The following is a 17,690-nucleotide window of genomic DNA, read 5'->3' on the forward strand; positions in this document are numbered from 1 at the left end:
GGTTCGTCTCGTTGGGATCACGTTGTAAGGAGTGGGATGGCGGGTTCAGCCGATCGCCTGCTGGTCACCGTGACCCTGCTCGATCGCCCCCGCCTGATCGCGCTGATCCTCAGCGCGCTCGCCGGGACGGCGGCGGGACTGCTCCTGCCCGGCGCGCTGGCGGCGGCGGTCGACGCCGTCGTGGCGGGCCGCCCCAGCCTGCCCGAAGTCTCCTGGCTCATCGTCCTCGGTGTCACCGAGATCGCCGTCGGCCTGATCGGCGGGATCCTCACCGCGCGGATGACCTCGTCCGCGACGGCCTGGCTGCGCCGCAAGCTCACCGACGGCCACCTCGCGCTCGGCACCAGATCGACCTTCGCCGACGGCGACGCGATCAGCAGGCTCACCGGTGACTGCACCGGCGCGGGAATGATCGCCTCGGTCGTCGTCCAGCTCGGATCGACCACCCTGATCTCCGGCGGGGCCGTCGTCCTGCTCGCGCTGATGGACTGGCGGCTCGCGCTCGTCTTCCTCGGCAGCATCCCGTTCGGCCTGATGCTCGCGCGCACCCATCTGAGGAACACCGCCGACGATGTCCTCACCTATCAAGAGGTTTCCGGCGAGCTGGCGGCGAGAATGGTCGACGCGGTCGCCGGGCTCCGCACGATCGCCGCGTCGGGCACCGCCGACCGTGAGGCCGAACGGGTGCTGCGGCCGCTGCCGAAACTGAGCCTCGCCGGCCGCGGGATGTGGCGTACCCAGGCCAAGATGGTGTGGCGTTCCGGTCTGCTGCTGCCCGCGGCGGAACTCGCGGTGCTCGCCGCCGCCGGTTTCGGCGTGATGGAAGGCAGACTGTCCGTCGGACAGGTCCTCGCGGCGCTCGGCTACGTCGCGCTCGGCATGGGCCTGATCACCCAGATTCCTTTGCTCACCACACTTTCCCGCGCGCGTTCGTGTGCGCGGCGGATCAACGAGGTGCTCGATTCGCCGGTCCCCGAACCGGGTGACCTCGGTGTCGTCGTCGGGCAGGGCACGCTCGAACTGCGCGGTGTCACGGTCGAAGGGGCGTTGCGGGACGTCGACCTGGTCGTAGCGGGTGGCCGGTTCACCGCGGTCGTCGGCCGGTCCGGTTCGGGGAAGTCCGTGCTGGTCAACGTCCTCGGCGGACTGCTGGCCCCGGACGAGGGGACGGCGACGCTCGACGGCCGTCCCCTGGAACGGCTGCGGCCGCACGAACTCCGCGCGGTCGTCGGGTTCGCCTTCGAACGGCCGGCACTGCTCGGCGCGACCATCGGCGACGCCGTCGGCTACGGCTCGTGGGCGGGGGGGGCCGCCGTGCGCGCCGCCTGCCGGTCCGCCCAGGTCGACGACCTGATCGTCCGGCTGCCGGACGGATACCGGACGCCGCTTTCGAAGACCCCGCTTTCCGGCGGGGAGGCACAGCGGATCGGGCTGGCGCGCGCGATCGCGCACGCGCCGAAGGTGCTCATCCTCGACGACGCCACGGCCAGCCTCGACACGGTCACCGAAGCCGCCGTGGAAGGAGCGATCGAACGCACCCTGCCCGGCAGGACCCGGGTGGTGGTGACTCATCGCGCGGCCACCGCGTCGCGGGCGGACGCGGTGGTGTGGCTGGAAGACGGCCGGGTCCGCGCGGTCGGCACGCATGACGAGCTGTGGCGGAATCCGGCCTATCAAGCTGTTTTCACCGAGGCTGCGCAATGAGCGTCTTGGGGCTCTACCGCTCGGCGCTGGCCGGGCAGTGGAAGGGCGGCTTGGTCCTGCTGGCGTGCTCCGTACTGGAAAGCGCGCCCGCGTTCTTGTCCGGTCGCCTGGTCGAACTCGCGGTTGACGAGGGGTTTGCCGCGGATCGGCCGGGCACCGGACTGCGTTGGCTCGCGGTCTTCGGGCTGGTCGCCGTGATCGGCGCGCTGGGTTCACGGCTGGTGTGGCATCAGCTCGGCAAGGTCGTCGAGCCGTTGCGCGACGCGCTGGTGACCGCTGTCGTCCGCGGGGTCCTGCACGACCCCTCGCCACCGCGGAACCAGCCGGACGCCAGCGGTGTCGCCCGCATCACCCAGCACGTCGAAGTGGTCCGCGACGCCACGGCAGGGCTACTGGTGCAGGCACGCGGGATGATCGTGACGACGGTGGCGGCGCTGGCGGGGCTGTTCACCGTCGCCGGTTCGCTCGCGTTGATCGTCTCGATCCCGGTGGTGGTCGCGGTCGGAGTGTTCGCCTGCCTGCTCCCGTCACTGGCCCGCCGTCAGCGTGCGCTCGCGCTGGCCGACGAGCGGACCGCCGAGGTCGCGGGCGCGTCGCTGTCCGGTATGCGCGACGTCGTCGCGTGCGGCGCGGAACCCCTGGCAGCGCTCGAACTCTACGACGCCGTCGACACGCAGGCCGCTGCCGCCGTGCGGGTGGCGCGGTCCGGAGCGGCCAGGACGGTGGTGATCGCGACCGGCGGTTTCGTGCCGCTGCTCCTGGCGTTGCTGGTGGCGCCGGGCATGGTCAAGGACGGCACGCTCACCGCCGGTGCCGCGCTCGGCGCGCTCGTCTACCTGGCGACGACGATGCAGCCGGCGCTGCGCGGGCTGGCCGCGACCGCGAGCACCGTGGTGCTTCGGCTGATCGTCGCGTTGCGGCGGCTGGCGGAGACCGCGCAGGCCGAACCGGAACCCGACGGCACGGCCGAACCCGACGGGACCGCGATCTACGTGCGCGACCTGACCTTCAGCTGGGGAGCGGCGGCGCAACCTGTGGTGCGCGGCCTCGACCTGCACCTGCGGCCCGGCGAGCGGCTCGCGGTGGTGGGGCCGAGCGGGATCGGCAAGTCGACCTTGGCCGGGCTCCTGACCGGGATGCTCGAACCGCAGGCGGGCCGCGTGCTGCTCGGCGGGGCGCCGGTCCGGGAGATCCCGGCGGCGCTGCGGCACCGGATGGTCGCGTTGATCCCGCAGGAGGCCTACGTCTTCGCCGGGACCGTGCGGGACAACGTCGGCCTGTTCGCGCAGACCGCGACGGACGGCGAACTGGCCGCGGCGGTGGCCGCCGTCGGTGCGGAACCGCTGGTGACGCGGCTGGGCGGACTCGACGGCGAGATCGGGCACGGAATGCTGTCCGCCGGGGAGGCGCAGCTGATCGCGCTCGCGCGGGTGTACGCGAGCGACGCGGGCGTCGTCGTCCTCGACGAGGCGACCTCGCACCTCGACCCGCCCGCCGAAGCCCGCGCGGAGCGGGCGTTCGCCGAGCGGGGCGGGGTGCTGGTGGTGATCGCGCACCGGCTGTCGTCGGCGTTGCGCGCGGACCGGGTCCTGGTGATGGACGGGAAGGAAACCGCGCTGGGCACCCATCTCGAACTCATGGACCGGTCCACGCGCTACGCCCAGCTCATGCACGCGTGGGCGCCGCGGCTACCCCAGCCCAGTGCCCAGTTCTTCCAGCGCGCTCCTGAGTAGACCTTCGACGGGCACCGGGCGCCGGGACTCGCGATCGACGAAGACGTGCACGAAGTGCCCCTCCGCGATCATTGTCTCCTTCGAGTACATCCCGACCTCGTAGCGGACACTGGATCGGCCGAGATGCCCGACCCGCAGGCCGACTTCGAGCTCTCCGGGGAACGACACCGAAGCGTGGTACTTGCACTGCGATTCCACGCACAACCCGATGACCCCGCCGGTGTCGATGTCGAGACCGCCGCGTTCGATCAGCCAGGTATTGATCACGGTGTCCATCACCGAATAGTGGACGACGTTGTTGACGTGCCCGTAGACGTCGTTGTCCTTCCACCGCAGCGGAACCGTCTGCCAGTGCGGGTACTCGTCGTTCACCACAGCGTCACCGACTCACGCAGGATGACGGCGAGATCCGCTTCGGACGCCTCACGCGGCGCCGTCGCCAGCAGGCGTTGTTGTTTCACCGTGCCGGAAACCAGCGAGTCCACATCGGACTCGGTGTAGCCGACGGCGCCGATCCCGTTGGGGATCCCGATCTCCCGCATGATCTGCCGCAGCACCGCGGGCAGGTGGTCGGCCAGATCGCCCGGCCATTCGTAGTCCGGCGCGAGCAGCCGCGCCACCCGCAGGTGCCGGTCCGGGGCGGCGTCGAAGGTGAACCGGAACGCCGCCGGCGCCGTCAGCGAGACGGCCATCCCGTGCGGCACCATCGCTTCGTCACCCGGATACCCGGACGGATGGAACTCGCGGACCTGCCCGGCGATCGGATACGCGTTGGCGTGCGGGATGTGCACCCCGGCGTTGCCGAAGCCGAGGCCGGCGAACGTCGCCGCGAGCGCCATCGCTTCGCGTGCCTTCATGTCGGAGCCGTCCCGCACGGCCGCGGGCAGTGCCCACGACAGCAGCCGCAGCGACTGCTCGGCGAACATGTCGGCCAGCGGATTCGAGCCACAGTAAGGAACCCGGTCCTCCGGGCGCTTCCGGTCGAACTCGGTGTACGGCTTGGCCGTGTAACTTTCCGCGGCGTGGCAGAGGATGTCCATCCCGCTCGCGGCGGTGACCTCGGGCGGCTGCGAGACCGTCAGCCGCGGGTCGACCACGGCGAGGCTCGGCCGCATCCGGAGATGGCTGATGCCGCTCTTCACCCGCAGTGACAACACGTCCAGTACGCAGACGGTGGTGCTCTCCGAGCCGGTCCCGGTGGTGGTCGGCACCGCGACCAGCGGTTTCAGCGGCGAAGCGGGCGCGCGGCCGCCGCCGACCGGGGCGTTGACGTAGTCCATCAGGTCGCCGTCGTTGCTGGTCAACAGGTTCACCGCCTTCGCGGTGTCGATGGCCGAACCGCCGCCGACGGCGACGAAGGCGTCCCACTCGCCCTGTCCGCGGGCGAAGTCGACGGCCTTGCGCATGCTGACGTCGGTCGGCTCGACGTGCACGCCGTCGAAGACGACCGCTTCGATGCCATAGCTCTCGATGCCTTCGGCGATCCGTTGTGGCCAGCCCGTCGCGGCGACGCCCGCGTCGGTCAGGACGAGCACCCGCCGGGCGCCGTACTGGGTGAGGTCGTAGCCGATCTCATCGCTCGACCCGGCGCCGTATTTCAAGGCCGGTGCACCGTAAGTGAAAACAGTTTCACGTCCGGCGGTGGCTGAGGTCACGTTTTCGTGCTCCCTTGCTCGAACACGTTCCGAATTTCGGACATTCCACCGCTCCGGGGTCGCCGGAATCGGAAGATCGCTTGACGGCACCGATCACCGCCCGCCTAAGCTCTTCTCATTAGATACCAACCGGGAGCGTCCGTCGCCCAGACGGCCGTGAGGATCCTGACCGAGGCGCAGATCCATCGCGTGTACGCGGTGGTGGGTGAGTCCTTCCTGGATCTGCTCGACGCGCTGCAACGCGAGCGGTCGATCACCTTCGTTTCGGCGAGGCACGACTCCGGCGCGGCGTTCATGGCCGAGGCCGAAGGCAAGCTCACCGAGCACCCGGCGGTGCTGCTCGCCGGCCGCGGCCCGAGCGCGGCGAACCTCGCGATCGGCGTGTCCACGGCGTACCAGGACGAGAGCCCGATGGTCGTCCTCCTGGAGAACCCGCCGTCGGAACCCGGGCCGACGAGCGAGCTGCCCACCGCCGACCTGACCGACATGCTCGAACCCCTCGCCAAGTGGACCGGCCGCGCGGAATCCCCGGCCGAGGTGCCCGGCCTGCTGGTCGAGGCGCTGAACCGCTGTCGCGAAGGGCGGCCGGGGCCCACCATCGTCGCCGTCCCCGCCGACTTCTGGGGTGTCCCGTTCGATTCGGCCAAACCGGTCGCCTCCGTGCGCCCGCCCGCCACCGGCGCCCTCGGCCGGACCGCGGAGGCGGTCGCGCAGCTGGTCGACGAGGCCCGCTACCCGGTGGTGATCGTCGGCGGCCGGGCCCGTGCGGCACGCGACGAGCTGATCGCCGTCGCCGACGAACTCGCGCTCCCGGTGTACAACGCGTTCCGCCGTCAGGACGCCTTTCCCGAGAACCACGCGCGCTACGCGGGCCACCTCGGCATCGGCATCCCCGCACGGCAGCTCGACGCGCTGGAGCGCGCCGACCTCGTGCTCGCGCTGGGCACACAGCTCGACGAGGTCACCACGCAGTCCTTCCGCTATCCGACGCCGTCGCAGACGTTGGTGCTGGTCGGCACCGGGATCGAGCCCGCCCGCCGCGGCGGACTGACCTTCCGCGTCGACTCCGAGGTCGAGCCGTTCCTGCGCGAACTGCGCAACGTCGCCTCGCCACGGCAGCGGCGCGCGTCGGCCGCGAACGCCGCCGTGCACACCTTCATGACCCCGCCCGACACCAGCGGTGCCACCCGCATCCATCCCGCCGACGTCATCCGCGCGGTGCGCAAACTCGCGCCCGAAGACGCGATCGTGACCAGCGACGCGGGCAACTTCGCCCAGTTCATGCACCGATACTGGTGTTTCACCGCCCCGCGCAGCCAGCTCGGGCCGAGCAACGCGGCCATGGGCTACGCCGTTCCCGCGGCGGTCGCGGCGAAACTCGCCGAGCCGCGCCGGACGGTGATCGCGATGGTCGGCGACGGCGGCGCGTTGATGACCGGGCAGGAGATCGAGACCGCCGTTCGCTACCGGGTGCCGGTGACCGTCCTGGTGTTCCAGAACGGACTGCACGGCCCGCTCGCGGTGCATCAGGCGCGCAAACACGGACGGCTCACCGGGGTCACCGTCCCCGTCACCGACTTCGCGTCCTGGGCGCGAGGCCTCGGCGCCGCCGGATACACCGTGGACGACCCAGAGGAACTGGAGCCGATCATCGCGAGCGCGCTGGTCCGGCAACGGCCGTGCGTCATCGACATCAGGACGGATCCGGACGTGGTGGCCCCGGACATCCGGTTGACGAGCCTGCTGGGCGCCGCGAGGCCACAGCAGGGCGGCCAGTAGCGGCCGGGCGGTACTTTCTCAGGGGATACACAGAATCCCTTGTCGGACAGCCTTCACCTGCTCCAAAAGGTGGGAAAGCGGTGACGACTCGGCCGACTTTCGGTCGCGGAGACCGGATTTTGTCGGTCGGCCGTGGCACAATCGCCGCAACACCGAGAGTCCGATATGGACCGTAGCGATCACCGGTGGGGTTGTTGGCACGCAGTACTTAACGTCGTACTACGAGCGTTGTGTTGACACTGGGAGAAAACATGGCTGACGAGACGAAGCCACAGGACAAGTCCGTTTCCGGCGTGGTGCCGGTGCAGTTCAGCGCGGACGCGGAGACCCACGACATCGCTGTCGTGGCCACGAACCGGGAGGCGTTGCGCCGTTCACCGTTCGGCGCGGAGGCACCGCTGCGCGCGGCGAGTGGCGAATAGCCGCGAGGGCCGGGCGGTGAGGAGCGGGGCCGCGAGGGTAGTGTCGTCCTAGGGCCGAGTTGCCTGAAGAACACAGTTGTCCGAGGCCACAGTGCGGCCCGGCACACCCAGGTGATGAGCCTTGTCCGCCTGCATAGGGTGTGCTTTACTGATTCAGGTCTCGTTTTTTGTGTTCGTGTTGGTTCACGCTCGCAGAACTCAGCGGGCGTAGTGTCTCCTCGTGTTTCCGGGGAAGCAAACCGTCTGGTCATGACCCGGGCTGCCGACGTGGCTTCCTGTTTGTTTGTGTTGCATATGGAGATTTTATGACTCAGGGCACTGTGAAGTGGTTCAACTCCGAGAAGGGGTTCGGCTTCATCACTCCCGACAACGGCGGCGGCGACGTCTTCGTGCACTACAGCGAGATCAAGGGCAACGGCTTCCGTACCCTCGAGGAGAACGCCCGCGTGGAGTTCGAGATCGGGCAGGGCGCGAAGGGTCCGCAGGCCACCTCGGTCACCGTGATCTGATCCAGGTTTTCCAAGCAGGGCCGTCTTCCCTCGGGGAGGCGGCCCTGCTGCTTTTCCGGGGTGGCCCGGTCGTGAGTGGCGATTCGGGTTGGAACCAAGGGAGTCTCAGGTACCTACGTGGGTTCAGGCTGCGGTTGATGGCAGGCCCCGGTCCGTGAAGGACCCCTTCCCTCGGCTCAGCCGAGGAAACTCGACCTTCGCACCTTGCCCAAGTACGTGAAGGACTCCAGTCGGGCGTTCACGTGAGTGGTCGCCGGTTCGTGGGGATGTCGTGAAGGGCCCCTTTGAGACGGTGAAGGTCTCAAAGGGGCCCTTCACGACATGTCGGGCTGAGCTCAGTCCTGCGTGAGGCAGACCTGCTGCCGCGGGCGGGCAGGAACGCCATCTTGAGCCTCGGCGCTACAGCGACACGTACTTCAAAACCAGGCATCACGCACGAAGCGCCACAGGTCACGCAGTGGGTACCTAGGAGGAGGCTCGCCAGAACCCGGATCGCCACTCACGACCGGCGGGCACCCATCGTCCACGCTTTCCTGGTAAGGCGACTCTCAGGTGGGGGAGACGAGTCCCGCCTCGTAGGCGAGCACGATCGCCTGCGCCCGGTCCCGTAACCCGAGCTTCGCGAGTATCCGGCCCACATACGTCTTGATGGTCTGCGCCGAGAGCACCAGATCCGCGGCGATCTCCGGATTGGACCGTCCTTTCGCGATCAACCGCAGCACTTCCCGCTCGCGTTCGGTGAGCACGTCGAACCTCGCCGGCGACGGCCGCGGAACCGGCGCGCTCGCCACGAAGTTCGCGATGAGCCGCTTCGTGACGGCGGGGGAGAGCAGCGCGTCACCGGCGGCGACCACTTCGATGGCGTTGATCAGCTCAGCCGACGGCGCGTCCTTCAACAGGAACCCGCTCGCGCCCGCTCGCAGCGCCTCGTAGACGTACTCGTCCAGGTGGAAAGTCGTCAGGACGAGCACCTTCGGCTTCTCGCCGTCACCTTCGAGCAGCCGCCTGGTCGCTTCGAGACCGTCCATCACCGGCATCCGGATGTCCATCAGGACGACGTCCGGTGGCGTGGCCAAGGCGGAAAGGCCCGCGAGTGCCGCGATCCCGTCGCCTGCTTGGCCCACCACGTCCAGGCCCGGTTGCGCGTTCAGCAGGCCGGCGAAGCTCTCCCGCACCAATGCCTGGTCGTCGACGATGAAAACGGTCGTCACGCTTCGCCCACCCCCGGGAGATCCAGCTTGACGGCCACGCGGAAACCGCCGTCGGCCCGCGGCCCGGCCTCGTGGGAACCGCCGATCAGGGTAACGCGTTCGGCGATCCCGGCGAGGCCGGTGCCGTCGTTCAAGGCAGGCCCAGCAGGCCGTGCAGGCGGCCCGTTTTCGACGAGGATCTTGAGCCCGTCGGGTTCTCGCCGCAGCTCGACGTCCACTTTCGCCCCCGGGCTGTGCCGGGCCGCGTTGCTCAGCGCCTCCTGCAGGATCCGGTACGCGGCCAGCTCGACCAGGGCGGGAACGTCGTCGCGGGCGGAGATCTCCGCGCGGATCTCGATCCCGGACGCCCGGCAGCCGTCGATCAGCGACGGCACCTCCGCGAGCCCCGGCTGCGGTTCGTGCTCCGGTTCGGCCTCCGTGTCACGCAGCACGCCGACCAGCCGCCGGGCCTCGTCGAGCGCTTCCCTGGCCGCGACCCCGATGGCGCGGAACTCCTCCTCCGCGGCCTCGGACACGTCCGGGACGCGGTAGCGCGCGCTGTCGGTCCGCAGCGCGATCAGCGAAAGGTGATGGCCGATGATGTCGTGCAGTTCCCTGGCGATCAACGCGCGTTCCTGCAACGTGGCCCGTTTCGCCCGCTCCTCGACCGTCGTGCGCTCGGCCGCGTCGGCCTGCTCCAGGGCCCGGCGGCGTTGCTGCATCCCGTATCCGGCCACGATGGTCGCGGTCACCACGATCAACGACCACACCAGGGTCTTCGTGCCCGTCCGCGGTAGCTGGGCGATGCCGACCCCGACGGCCAGCGTCACGGCGATGATCGAGATCCCCCTGCCCTGCCCGGGTTTCGTGCGGGCGAGCGTCAGCGCGAGCACCGGGAGATACGGCAGGACGTGGATCTGCAACGGCCAGTCCGACGCCGTCCGGCCGAACAGCGCGTAGTCGGCGGGGAAGAGGACCGCGATGATCGCGCTGACCATTCCCGCCGCCGCCACCCGGACGGCGGTCAGCGGGAGTTTGACGACCAGCAACGGCGGCACGATCTGCAGGATCAGCAGGAAGAAGATCAGCGGCACACTGCCGCCCCCGAGGTAACGCGCCCAAGTGCCGTAGGTCAGGCCCATCAGCACCGCGAGCGCGGATCCGGCGAGGACGGCCTTGATCCAGACCGGGACGCGCCACCAGGCCGACGGTGGTTCCAGATCGGCGTCGCGTCCGGTGAGGAGCGCCCAGCCCAGGGAGCCGCCGTACGTGTCCATGGCTCGAACGCTAACGACGCCGCGGACCGGGCACATCCCCTCGTGGGGGACACCGGTAGGCCCCTGCGGGGTGACGCGGACTGCTCGCCCGGGCGGGATGTGCCGGACGGTGGCGCGCGGTCAGGCTCGGGTCATGAACGACATCAGAGGGCTGATCCGGCTGTCCGCGTTCGCGTGGCTGGCCGCGGGCCTGGTCATCGCGGTCTACGTGGAGATCGTCAACGCCGGCGCGGTCGATCCTCTCGCCACCACCTTCAGCGAGTACGTCCACGTCGGACAGGGCGCGCGGCTCGTCGGGGTCGCCATGCTGGCCACCGGCTTCGGCGCGCTGACCGTCGCGGGCGGCGTCCGGCTGTCCGGGGCGGTGTGGGCGGCCAGGCTCGTCGCCTTGTTCGGCGTCGGGCTGTGCGTGCTCGCGGTGTTCCCGCAGGAACCGATGGACCAGCCGCTGACCTGGCACGGCGCGATCCACCGGTATGTCGCGCTCGCCGCTTTCGCCGCGTTGCCGCTGGCAGGGCTGGTCCTCGGCGCGGCCCGGCGGCTGTCCTACGCCACGTTGGCCGCCCTGATGGTCTTCGTGGCGACGTTCCTGGTCGACGCCCGTGCGGTGACCGGAGTGGCCGAACGCGTCCTGCTGATCCTCGAACTCGCGCTGCTGGTCGCCTTCCTCCGCGGAGGTGGCTTTGTGATGCAACCTCGTGCAACTCTTTCTTTCACGGCCTCGACGTCGTTTCCTTGTAGGGACTTGGCGCGGCAGCGGAGGACATGTGGGCGAAGCGGTTGCGGGGATCGTGGCGAACCCCGCTTCGGAGCGTGATATCCAGAGCCTGCGTTCGGCACTGAGAGTGGCCGGGGTCGGCCGCGTGATGGTGTGGACCGAGGCGGGGAAGATCATCGGCACCGTCCGCCGGATGGTGGACGCGGGTGCGAGCGTGGTCATCTGCCTTGGCAACGACAGCATGATGCGGGCCGCCGCGGCCGCCTGCGGCGACGTCCCGCTGCTCATGCTGCCCGCCGGGAGCACCGACGAGTCCACCGTCGCCGGGCTCGCCGCCGGGCTGCTGGCCACCCATCAGGTGGACGCGGACCTGGTCACGAACCGCGCGACCGTGCTCGAGGTGGTGACGAAGGCACGCCGCGAGATCGCGCTGACCGACGTCAGCGTGTGCTCGGAAAGCCGCTGGGATCCCGCGTCGCTGACCGAGCTGTACTGCACGTTCGCCGTCCCGGACGGGGTCGGGTTGTCGAGTATCCCCGGACGGCTCTGCCCCAGTCCCAAGTCCACTGTGGACGGTGTCGCGGTCTCGCTCGGGCCGGTCGACGAGACGCCGTACGTCGTGCAGGCGCCGATCGCGCCCGGCGAGGTCCGCGCGGTGGGCGTACGGGGCTGGAGCGTGCTGTACGCCGGGGTCCGCGTCGACCTCGCCGCCGGCGGTGGCTCCATCGCGCTCGACGGGCAACCGCATTTCGTCCTGAAGCCGGGAGAGAGCGCTTTCGTCGAGCTGAAGCCCGACGGCCCGTGGTGCGTCGACGTCCGCGCCGTGATGGCCGAGGCCACCAGGACCGGCCTGCTCCTCGGCCGCAAGCCGACCGGGTCCTTTCCCGCGACCCACCTGGTGGACGCGCCCTTCAGCGGGTAAGCCCGCCCAGATCACAGAAGCCTTCCGCACGCCGGGGCCGCCGGGCACACTGGTCGAAACCGACCAAAGGAGTGGGCCAGGTGCGGCTGGAGGCGGCTTTGCCGGTCGGCGCGGATCCGCGCCGTCACGCGCGCGCCCTCGCCGAAGTGCACGAGGCCGCCCTCTCCGGTCGCGCGCTCCCGAGCCATCCGCGTGCGGTCATCGGCGCGTCCTGGCAGCGGATGCGCCGGCTCGGCCTGGACCCGGACCGCGGCGCGCCGGTTCCCGCGCTCGACCTGGAACAGCTGGAAGCGCGCCGTCGCGAGAGCGGTCTCGCCGCCGTCCTGCCCGCCCTGCGTGGCGGCCTGATCAGCCTCGCCGAACAGGCCGCGCACATCATGGTCGTCGTCGACGCGGACGGCCGCGTCCTGTGGCGTGACGGCAGCACCGCGGTCCGCCGTCGTGCCGACGGGCTCGGCCTCGTCGACGGCGTCGACTGGCGTGAGAACGCCGTCGGTACCAACGCCATGGGAACCGCGCTGGTAGTTCGGCATCCGGTGCAGGTCTACTCGGCCGAGCACTACGTCCGTAGCCAGCACGACTGGACCTGTGCCGCCGCGCCGCTGCACGATCCGAGGGACGGCAGGCTGCTCGGCGTCGTCGACCTCTCCGGCCCGGCCTCCACCGTGCATCCGACCACCCTCGCACTGGTCGACACCGTCGCGAAGCTCGCCGAAGCGCAGCTGCGCACCACCCATCTCTCGGAGCTCGAACGGCTGCGCGGGCTGGCGTCACCCCTGCTCACCAAGGTGAAGGGCCGGGCGGTGATCGCCGACCCGCACGGCTGGATCGCGGCTTCGGCGGGCCTCGTCCCGGTCGGCCGGATCGCGTTGCCGAACGACGCGACCGCGGGCCGGACCTGGCTGCCCACCTACGGGAACTGCCTGCTGGAGCCGCTGCCGGGGGGATGGCTCGTCCGGCTCACCGAGGAGGAGGACGTGCCACCGACGCGGGTCGTGCTCGATCTGAGGTCGGCGCGCGAGAGCACGCTGCGCGTCTCGGGCGAGGCCGGCACGTGGTCGCATCGGCTGAGCCCACGGCACGCGGAGATGCTGTACCTCCTCGCGCGTCATCGCGAGGGGAGGTCGGCGTCGGAACTGTCGAACGACCTGTTCGGCGACGCGGGCCGCACCGTCACCGTCCGCGCCGAGATGTCCCGGATGCGGCGGCACTTCGGCGGGATCCTCCTGGGGAGGCCGTACCGTTTCGCGGACGAGGTCGAGGTGCTCGTCGAACGGCCCGCCGACGGCGACGTCCTCCCGTATTCCGTCGCGCCCGCCGTCCGCGCCTGAACCTCCACCCCAGGTTCAACCCGGCGATGGTCCCGGTCCACCCCTCGGCGTGCCTAACGTCCGTGTCATGGGAAAGATGAACGCGAAAGGTCTGTTGGCGCTGGTCGTCGCGGGGGTCGTCGTCCTGCTGGGCTTCCTGGCCTACCGGCTGATCCTGGTCGAGATGATCACGCGGCTGGGCGAGCACTGAGGGGGGAGATGGGGAAGCGGGAGCGGCCGCTGCTGCCGGACACGATCGCGCCCAGCTGGCTGGTCGTCCAGCTACTCGGCACGGCCGCGGTCGTGGTGGTGCTGCTGACCGCGAGCGAGTCCAGCGCGTGGATCTGGACGGCTTACGGCGTTTGCGGGGCCTGCTGGCTGGGTTTCGTCGTGGCCTCCCCGCGGTTCCCCCGGGTGGCGACCGTCCTGCTCGCGGTGGCGAGCGTCGCGCCGTCGATCGCGCTCGGCTGGGCGGAGGACTCCTCCGCCATCGTGCTGGCGGTGGTCACGGTCAGCCGGTTCGCCACCCTGACCGAGCCGTCGGTGGCCGCCATCATGGGGGTGGTGGGGCTCGACGCGGGCCTCGCGGCGGTCACCGGCCTGGTCGCGGGCGCGTCCGGGCCGCTGGTGCTGGGCAACGTCGGCGTGCTGCTCGTGCTGATGCTGCTGGGGTTGAACCGGCGGCAGTACGAGGTGCAGGCGGCGCAGGCGGCCGCGCTGCTGGAGCAGACCAAGCTGGCGCAGACCGAACACGCGCGGGCGGCCGCGCTCGACGAGCGCACGCGGATCGCCAGGGAGATCCACGACGTCCTCGCGCATTCGCTGGGAGCGCTGGGAATCCACCTGGAGGTCGCCGAGGCACTGCTGGCCGAGAAGTCCGATGTGGACGGTGCGCTCGGCAGGGTCCGGTTGTCGCGGCGGCTGGCCGCGGACGGGCTCGCCGAGGCGCGGGACGCGGTCGCCGCCTTGCGCAGCGACATCCCGTCGCTGGCCGAAGCCTTGCGGCGGCTGGCGGACGCACACCACGACGGCGTGTCGTTCGAGGTCGAGGGGGAGCAACGCCCACTGCCGTCCGCCGAGGTGGTCTCGTTGGTGGGCGTCGCGCGGGAAGCGTTGACCAACGCGGCCAAGCACGCCGCCGGGCAGCCGGTGTCGCTCCGGCTGCGCTTCACTCCGGCGGAGGTCCGCTTGCGGGTGTGGAACGAACTCGGCGAAACCAGCCGATCGGCGGACGCCGGCGGATTCGGTCTCACCGGGATGAGGGAGCGGCTCGCGCTCGCCGGTGGCACGCTGACCGCGGGCCCTGCCGACGGGCGCTGGACGGTGGAGGCGGTGGTGCGGGCGTGATCCGAGTGGTCGTGGTCGATGACCAGCAGGTCATGCGCGAAGGGCTCGTCGCCCTGCTCGGGCTGATCGACGGGGTCGAAGTCGCAGGCTCGGCAGGTGACGGAAGGCAAGCGCTCGACCTGCTCGGCCACACCGCGGCCGACGTCGTGCTGATGGACCTGCGCATGCCCGTCCTGGATGGGGTGGCCGCCACCAGGCTGCTCAAACGCGATCACCCGGACGTCGCTGTCGTCGTCCTCACGACGTACGCGGACGACGCCTCGATCGCGGACGCGTTGCGCGCCGGAGCCCGCGGCTACCTGACCAAGGACGCCGGACGCGCCGAGATCGGAGCGGCCATCCGCTCCGCCGCCAACGGACAGGCGATCTTCGCCGCCGAAGTCTCCGACAGACTCGTCGCCGCGCTCGAAGCCAGAACGGTCACGCGCGCCAAGGTCGACCTCCCGGACGGGCTCACCGCCCGCGAAGCCGAAGTGCTCGGCCTCATCGCGCGCGGGTTGTCCAATCCGGAAATCGCCACCCAGCTGTACATCGGCGAGGCCACCGTGAAAAGCCACATCAACCACGCGTTCGCCAAGATCGGTGTGCGCAATCGTGCGCAGGCCGTGCGCTACGGACTGGAAAAGGGCCTCTGAGATCACGTGCAGATGACACACGCCGGTGTCACTGGCTGCGCTGATCCCGACTCGGATACCTTCTTTGCGGGTAGAACCAATGGGGAGGATCGGCGATGACGAGCACTGTGACCCGGCCGGGGCCGCCGGGGAGCCCCGCGCCGCCCCCTGCGCCGGAGGGCCGCAGCGGGATCGCCGGGCTGCTCGAACTGCCGGGGAACGGGATCCGCGCGATCATCCGGTCCGCGGCGACCACGCCGGGCAGGCTGTCGGTGATCGCGATCGGTCTCGTGCTGCTGTCGCTGGTCGCGGGACTGTTCGGCACGCTGGCCGCGCAGGACAAGAAGGACACGATCAACGGCCTGATCGACCACCGCGAACCGCTGGCCGCCGCCGCGCAGCAGGTCTACCGCGCGCTTTCGGACGCCGACGCGACCGCGGCCAGTTCGTTCCTCTCGATCGGCACCGAGCCGCTCCCGATGCGCCAGCGGTACGAACGCGACATCGCGGAAGCCGGGGCGGCGCTGGCGAAGGCGGCATCGGACTCCTCGGGCGTCGACGAAGCGGCCGAGCAGATCAACATCCTCGGCCGCGAGATCCCCGTCTACACAGGACTGATCGAGACCGCGCGTGTCTACAACCGGCAGGGTTATCCCGTCGGTGCCTCGTATCTGCGGGAGGCATCCGAGCTGATGCGGGCGAAAATCCTTCCCGCCGCACAGGATCTGTACCGCATCGACACCGACCGGCTCGCCGCCGAACAAGACGACGCGACCGGATTCCGTTGGCTGGCAACGGCTTTGGTGCTCGCACTGCTCGCCGCGCTGATCGTCACGCAAGTGCATCTGACGCGGAAGACCAACCGGCTGCTGAACGTCGGCCTCGTCGTCGCGACGGCGTCGGTGGTCGTCGCCCTGCTGTGGGGCGCGGTGGCGCTGATCGTGCAGAGCAGCCTCGTCGGCAGCGGCGAGGAAGACGGCTCGCACCAGGTGGACGTCCTCGTCCGTGCCCGCATCGCGGCGCTGCAGGCGCGAGCCGACGAAACGCTGACCCTCGTCGCCCGCGGCGACGGCGCGGCGTACGAAAAGGACTTCGGTGACCTCGCCGCGCAACTCGGCGGCACCGACGGGCAAGGCGGTCTGCTGGGCGAGGCACGCGGTCTCGCGGCGGGCGGCGCGGCCGCGGAGAAGGTCGACGCGGCGATCCAAGCGGCGTCGGCGTGGTTCAAGGCGCATGCCGAGGTGCGGCGCCAGGACGACGACGGCTTTTACCAGGACGCCGTCGGCACGGCCACCCGCGACGACAAGAAGGACGGCGCGGCCGGGGCGTTCCTGCGGCTCGACGAGAACCTGGTGGCCGCGATCAACGTGGGACGACAGGAATTCCTCGACGACACCCGCGGCGCCGAACGCGCGCTGACCCTGCTCCCGCCGGGGATCGCGGTGCTGGCGTTGCTCGCGGCGGCGGGGTCCGCGTTGGGAATCCGTGAACGGCTGAGGGAGTACCGGTGATACGGAACGGTCTGCGAGGGGCCGTGCTCGGCGCGGTCCTCGTGCTGGCGACGGCTTGCGGCAGCGCGGGGGCACCGGTCGACCCGGCGCCCGTCGGCGACGTCGCGCCGCCGTTGCCCGCGAACGTCGGCGGCGCCGACAACGCCGGCGGTGGCGGGACGACCGACACGAGCTGCAACCCGTTGGCCAGCCTGCGGCCGACCAACGGCACGTCGATCACCAGCGGCTCGACGATGGCGAAGATCAAGGAGAACGGCAAACTCGTCGCGGGCGTCGACCAGACGACGTTCCTGTTCGGTTTCCGAAATCCGACGTCGGGCCAGCTCGAAGGCTTCGACATCGACATGGTCAACGAGATCGCGAAGGCCATCTTCGGCAGCGCGGAAGGCCGCGTGCAGTTCCGGGCGATCCCGTCGAAACTGCGCGAAGAAGTGCTCGAGAAGAAGCAGGTCGACATCGTGGTGCGGACCTACAGCATCACCTGCAGCCGGCTGAAGAGGGTCAACTTCTCGACCGCGTATTACCAGGCGGGGCAACGGATCCTGGTCGAATCCGGGTCGAAGGTCACCCAGCTTTCGGACCTCGGCGGACGGCGGGTGTGCGCGACCAAGACGTCGACCTCGCTGACGAAGATCGCGTCGGATCCCTCGAAGCCGGTGCCGGTCTCGGTGGACAACTGGTCCGACTGCCTGGTGATGCTGCAGCAGAAGCAGGTCGAGGCCGTGTCCACGGACGACGTCATCCTCGCCGGGATGCTCGCGCAGGACCCGACGCTGAAGATCGTGGGGGACCGGTTCACCGAGGAGAACTACGGCATCGGTGTCCCGAAGGAGAACGAGGACATGGTGCGGTACGTGAACGCCGTGCTGGAGAACGTGCGCGGTGGCGCGTGGCAGTCGATCTACGCGAAATGGATCGGGAACAAACTCGAAGGCGGGACGCCGCCTTCGGCGGTGTACAAGTGAGAACGGGCCGTTCGGGATCCGCTCCCGAACGGCC

17 protein-coding genes are annotated in these 17,690 nt (G+C 70.2%); 13 read left to right on the forward strand and 4 right to left on the reverse strand.

Annotated elements, in window-relative coordinates:
- Positions 1–36 precede the first annotated feature (36 nt).
- Both DL991_RS28200 and DL991_RS28205 read left to right on the forward strand, forming a co-directional pair.
- On the forward strand, positions 37–1,704 hold the full coding sequence (locus tag DL991_RS28200; RefSeq protein WP_125787374.1) for an ABC transporter ATP-binding protein: 1,668 nt from the start codon (positions 37–39) through the stop codon (positions 1,702–1,704).
- Positions 1,701–3,437, forward strand: a complete 1,737-nt coding sequence (locus DL991_RS28205) for an ABC transporter ATP-binding protein (RefSeq protein ID WP_125787375.1) — start codon at positions 1,701–1,703, stop codon at positions 3,435–3,437. The genes DL991_RS28200 and DL991_RS28205 overlap by 4 nt, the downstream gene beginning before the upstream one ends.
- Here the strand turns inward: DL991_RS28205 and DL991_RS28210 are convergent.
- Both DL991_RS28210 and DL991_RS28215 read right to left on the reverse strand, forming a co-directional pair.
- Entirely contained in the window at positions 3,393–3,812 is a 420-nt protein-coding gene (locus DL991_RS28210) for a thioesterase family protein (protein WP_199746228.1), read from the reverse strand. The genes DL991_RS28205 and DL991_RS28210 overlap by 45 nt on opposite strands.
- Positions 3,806–5,038 (reverse strand): hydroxyacid-oxoacid transhydrogenase, encoded by a 1,233-nt coding sequence (locus DL991_RS28215; RefSeq protein ID WP_125787376.1) that lies wholly within the window; start codon positions 5,036–5,038, stop codon positions 3,806–3,808. The genes DL991_RS28210 and DL991_RS28215 overlap by 7 nt, the downstream gene beginning before the upstream one ends.
- 171 nt (positions 5,039–5,209) lie before the next feature.
- Here DL991_RS28215 and DL991_RS28220 point away from each other — a divergent pair, with 171 nt between their 5' ends.
- The 3 genes from DL991_RS28220 to DL991_RS28225 all read left to right on the forward strand — a co-directional run bounded on the left by DL991_RS28220 (position 5,210) and on the right by DL991_RS28225 (position 7,802).
- On the forward strand, positions 5,210–6,871 hold the full coding sequence (locus DL991_RS28220) for a thiamine pyrophosphate-binding protein (protein ID WP_255433372.1): 1,662 nt from the start codon (positions 5,210–5,212) through the stop codon (positions 6,869–6,871).
- Between the two features lie 251 nt (positions 6,872–7,122).
- Positions 7,123–7,293, forward strand: a complete 171-nt coding sequence (locus DL991_RS43035; RefSeq protein ID WP_199746230.1) for a hypothetical protein — start codon at positions 7,123–7,125, stop codon at positions 7,291–7,293.
- A 305-nt stretch (positions 7,294–7,598) separates the two neighbouring features.
- On the forward strand, positions 7,599–7,802 hold the full coding sequence (locus tag DL991_RS28225; protein WP_005163378.1) for a cold-shock protein: 204 nt from the start codon (positions 7,599–7,601) through the stop codon (positions 7,800–7,802).
- Between the two features lie 548 nt (positions 7,803–8,350).
- Here the strand turns inward: DL991_RS28225 and DL991_RS28230 are convergent.
- Entirely contained in the window at positions 8,351–9,013 is a 663-nt protein-coding gene (locus tag DL991_RS28230) for a response regulator transcription factor (protein ID WP_125787378.1), read from the reverse strand.
- Positions 9,010–10,269, reverse strand: coding sequence for a sensor histidine kinase (locus tag DL991_RS28235; RefSeq protein WP_158634465.1), 1,260 nt, complete (start codon positions 10,267–10,269; stop codon positions 9,010–9,012). Before DL991_RS28235 ends, DL991_RS28230 begins: the two co-directional genes overlap by 4 nt.
- Positions 10,270–10,402: 133 nt before the next feature.
- Between DL991_RS28235 and DL991_RS28240 the strand changes: the two genes are divergently transcribed.
- The 8 genes from DL991_RS28240 (at position 10,403) to DL991_RS28270 (ending at position 17,656) form a co-directional block, all read left to right on the forward strand.
- Positions 10,403–11,086 (forward strand): DUF998 domain-containing protein, encoded by a 684-nt coding sequence (locus DL991_RS28240; RefSeq protein ID WP_158632590.1) that lies wholly within the window; start codon positions 10,403–10,405, stop codon positions 11,084–11,086.
- Entirely contained in the window at positions 11,037–11,909 is an 873-nt protein-coding gene (locus DL991_RS28245) for an NAD(+)/NADH kinase (protein WP_125787381.1), read from the forward strand. Before DL991_RS28240 ends, DL991_RS28245 begins: the two co-directional genes overlap by 50 nt.
- A gap of 71 nt (positions 11,910–11,980) precedes the next feature.
- Positions 11,981–13,240 (forward strand): GAF domain-containing protein, encoded by a 1,260-nt coding sequence (locus DL991_RS28250; protein ID WP_125787382.1) that lies wholly within the window; start codon positions 11,981–11,983, stop codon positions 13,238–13,240.
- Between the two features lie 67 nt (positions 13,241–13,307).
- Positions 13,308–13,430 carry a hypothetical protein gene (locus DL991_RS43810; RefSeq protein ID WP_255431313.1) on the forward strand — a complete coding sequence of 41 codons (123 nt, stop codon included), beginning with the start codon at positions 13,308–13,310 and terminating at the stop codon, positions 13,428–13,430.
- A gap of 8 nt (positions 13,431–13,438) precedes the next feature.
- Complete coding sequence (locus DL991_RS28255) at positions 13,439–14,566, forward strand: sensor histidine kinase (protein WP_125787383.1); 1,128 nt, start codon at positions 13,439–13,441, stop codon at positions 14,564–14,566.
- Positions 14,563–15,201 carry a response regulator transcription factor gene (locus DL991_RS28260; RefSeq protein WP_125787384.1) on the forward strand — a complete coding sequence of 213 codons (639 nt, stop codon included), beginning with the start codon at positions 14,563–14,565 and terminating at the stop codon, positions 15,199–15,201. Before DL991_RS28255 ends, DL991_RS28260 begins: the two co-directional genes overlap by 4 nt.
- 95 nt (positions 15,202–15,296) lie before the next feature.
- Positions 15,297–16,691 carry a hypothetical protein gene (locus DL991_RS42710; RefSeq protein WP_158634466.1) on the forward strand — a complete coding sequence of 465 codons (1,395 nt, stop codon included), beginning with the start codon at positions 15,297–15,299 and terminating at the stop codon, positions 16,689–16,691.
- On the forward strand, positions 16,691–17,656 hold the full coding sequence (locus DL991_RS28270; RefSeq protein ID WP_125787405.1) for a glutamate ABC transporter substrate-binding protein: 966 nt from the start codon (positions 16,691–16,693) through the stop codon (positions 17,654–17,656). The genes DL991_RS42710 and DL991_RS28270 overlap by 1 nt, the downstream gene beginning before the upstream one ends.
- The last annotated feature ends 34 nt before the right edge of the window (positions 17,657–17,690 follow it).

It is taken from the genome of Amycolatopsis sp. WAC 01375, assembly GCF_003947325.1.
GTDB lineage: Bacteria > Actinomycetota > Actinomycetes > Mycobacteriales > Pseudonocardiaceae > Amycolatopsis.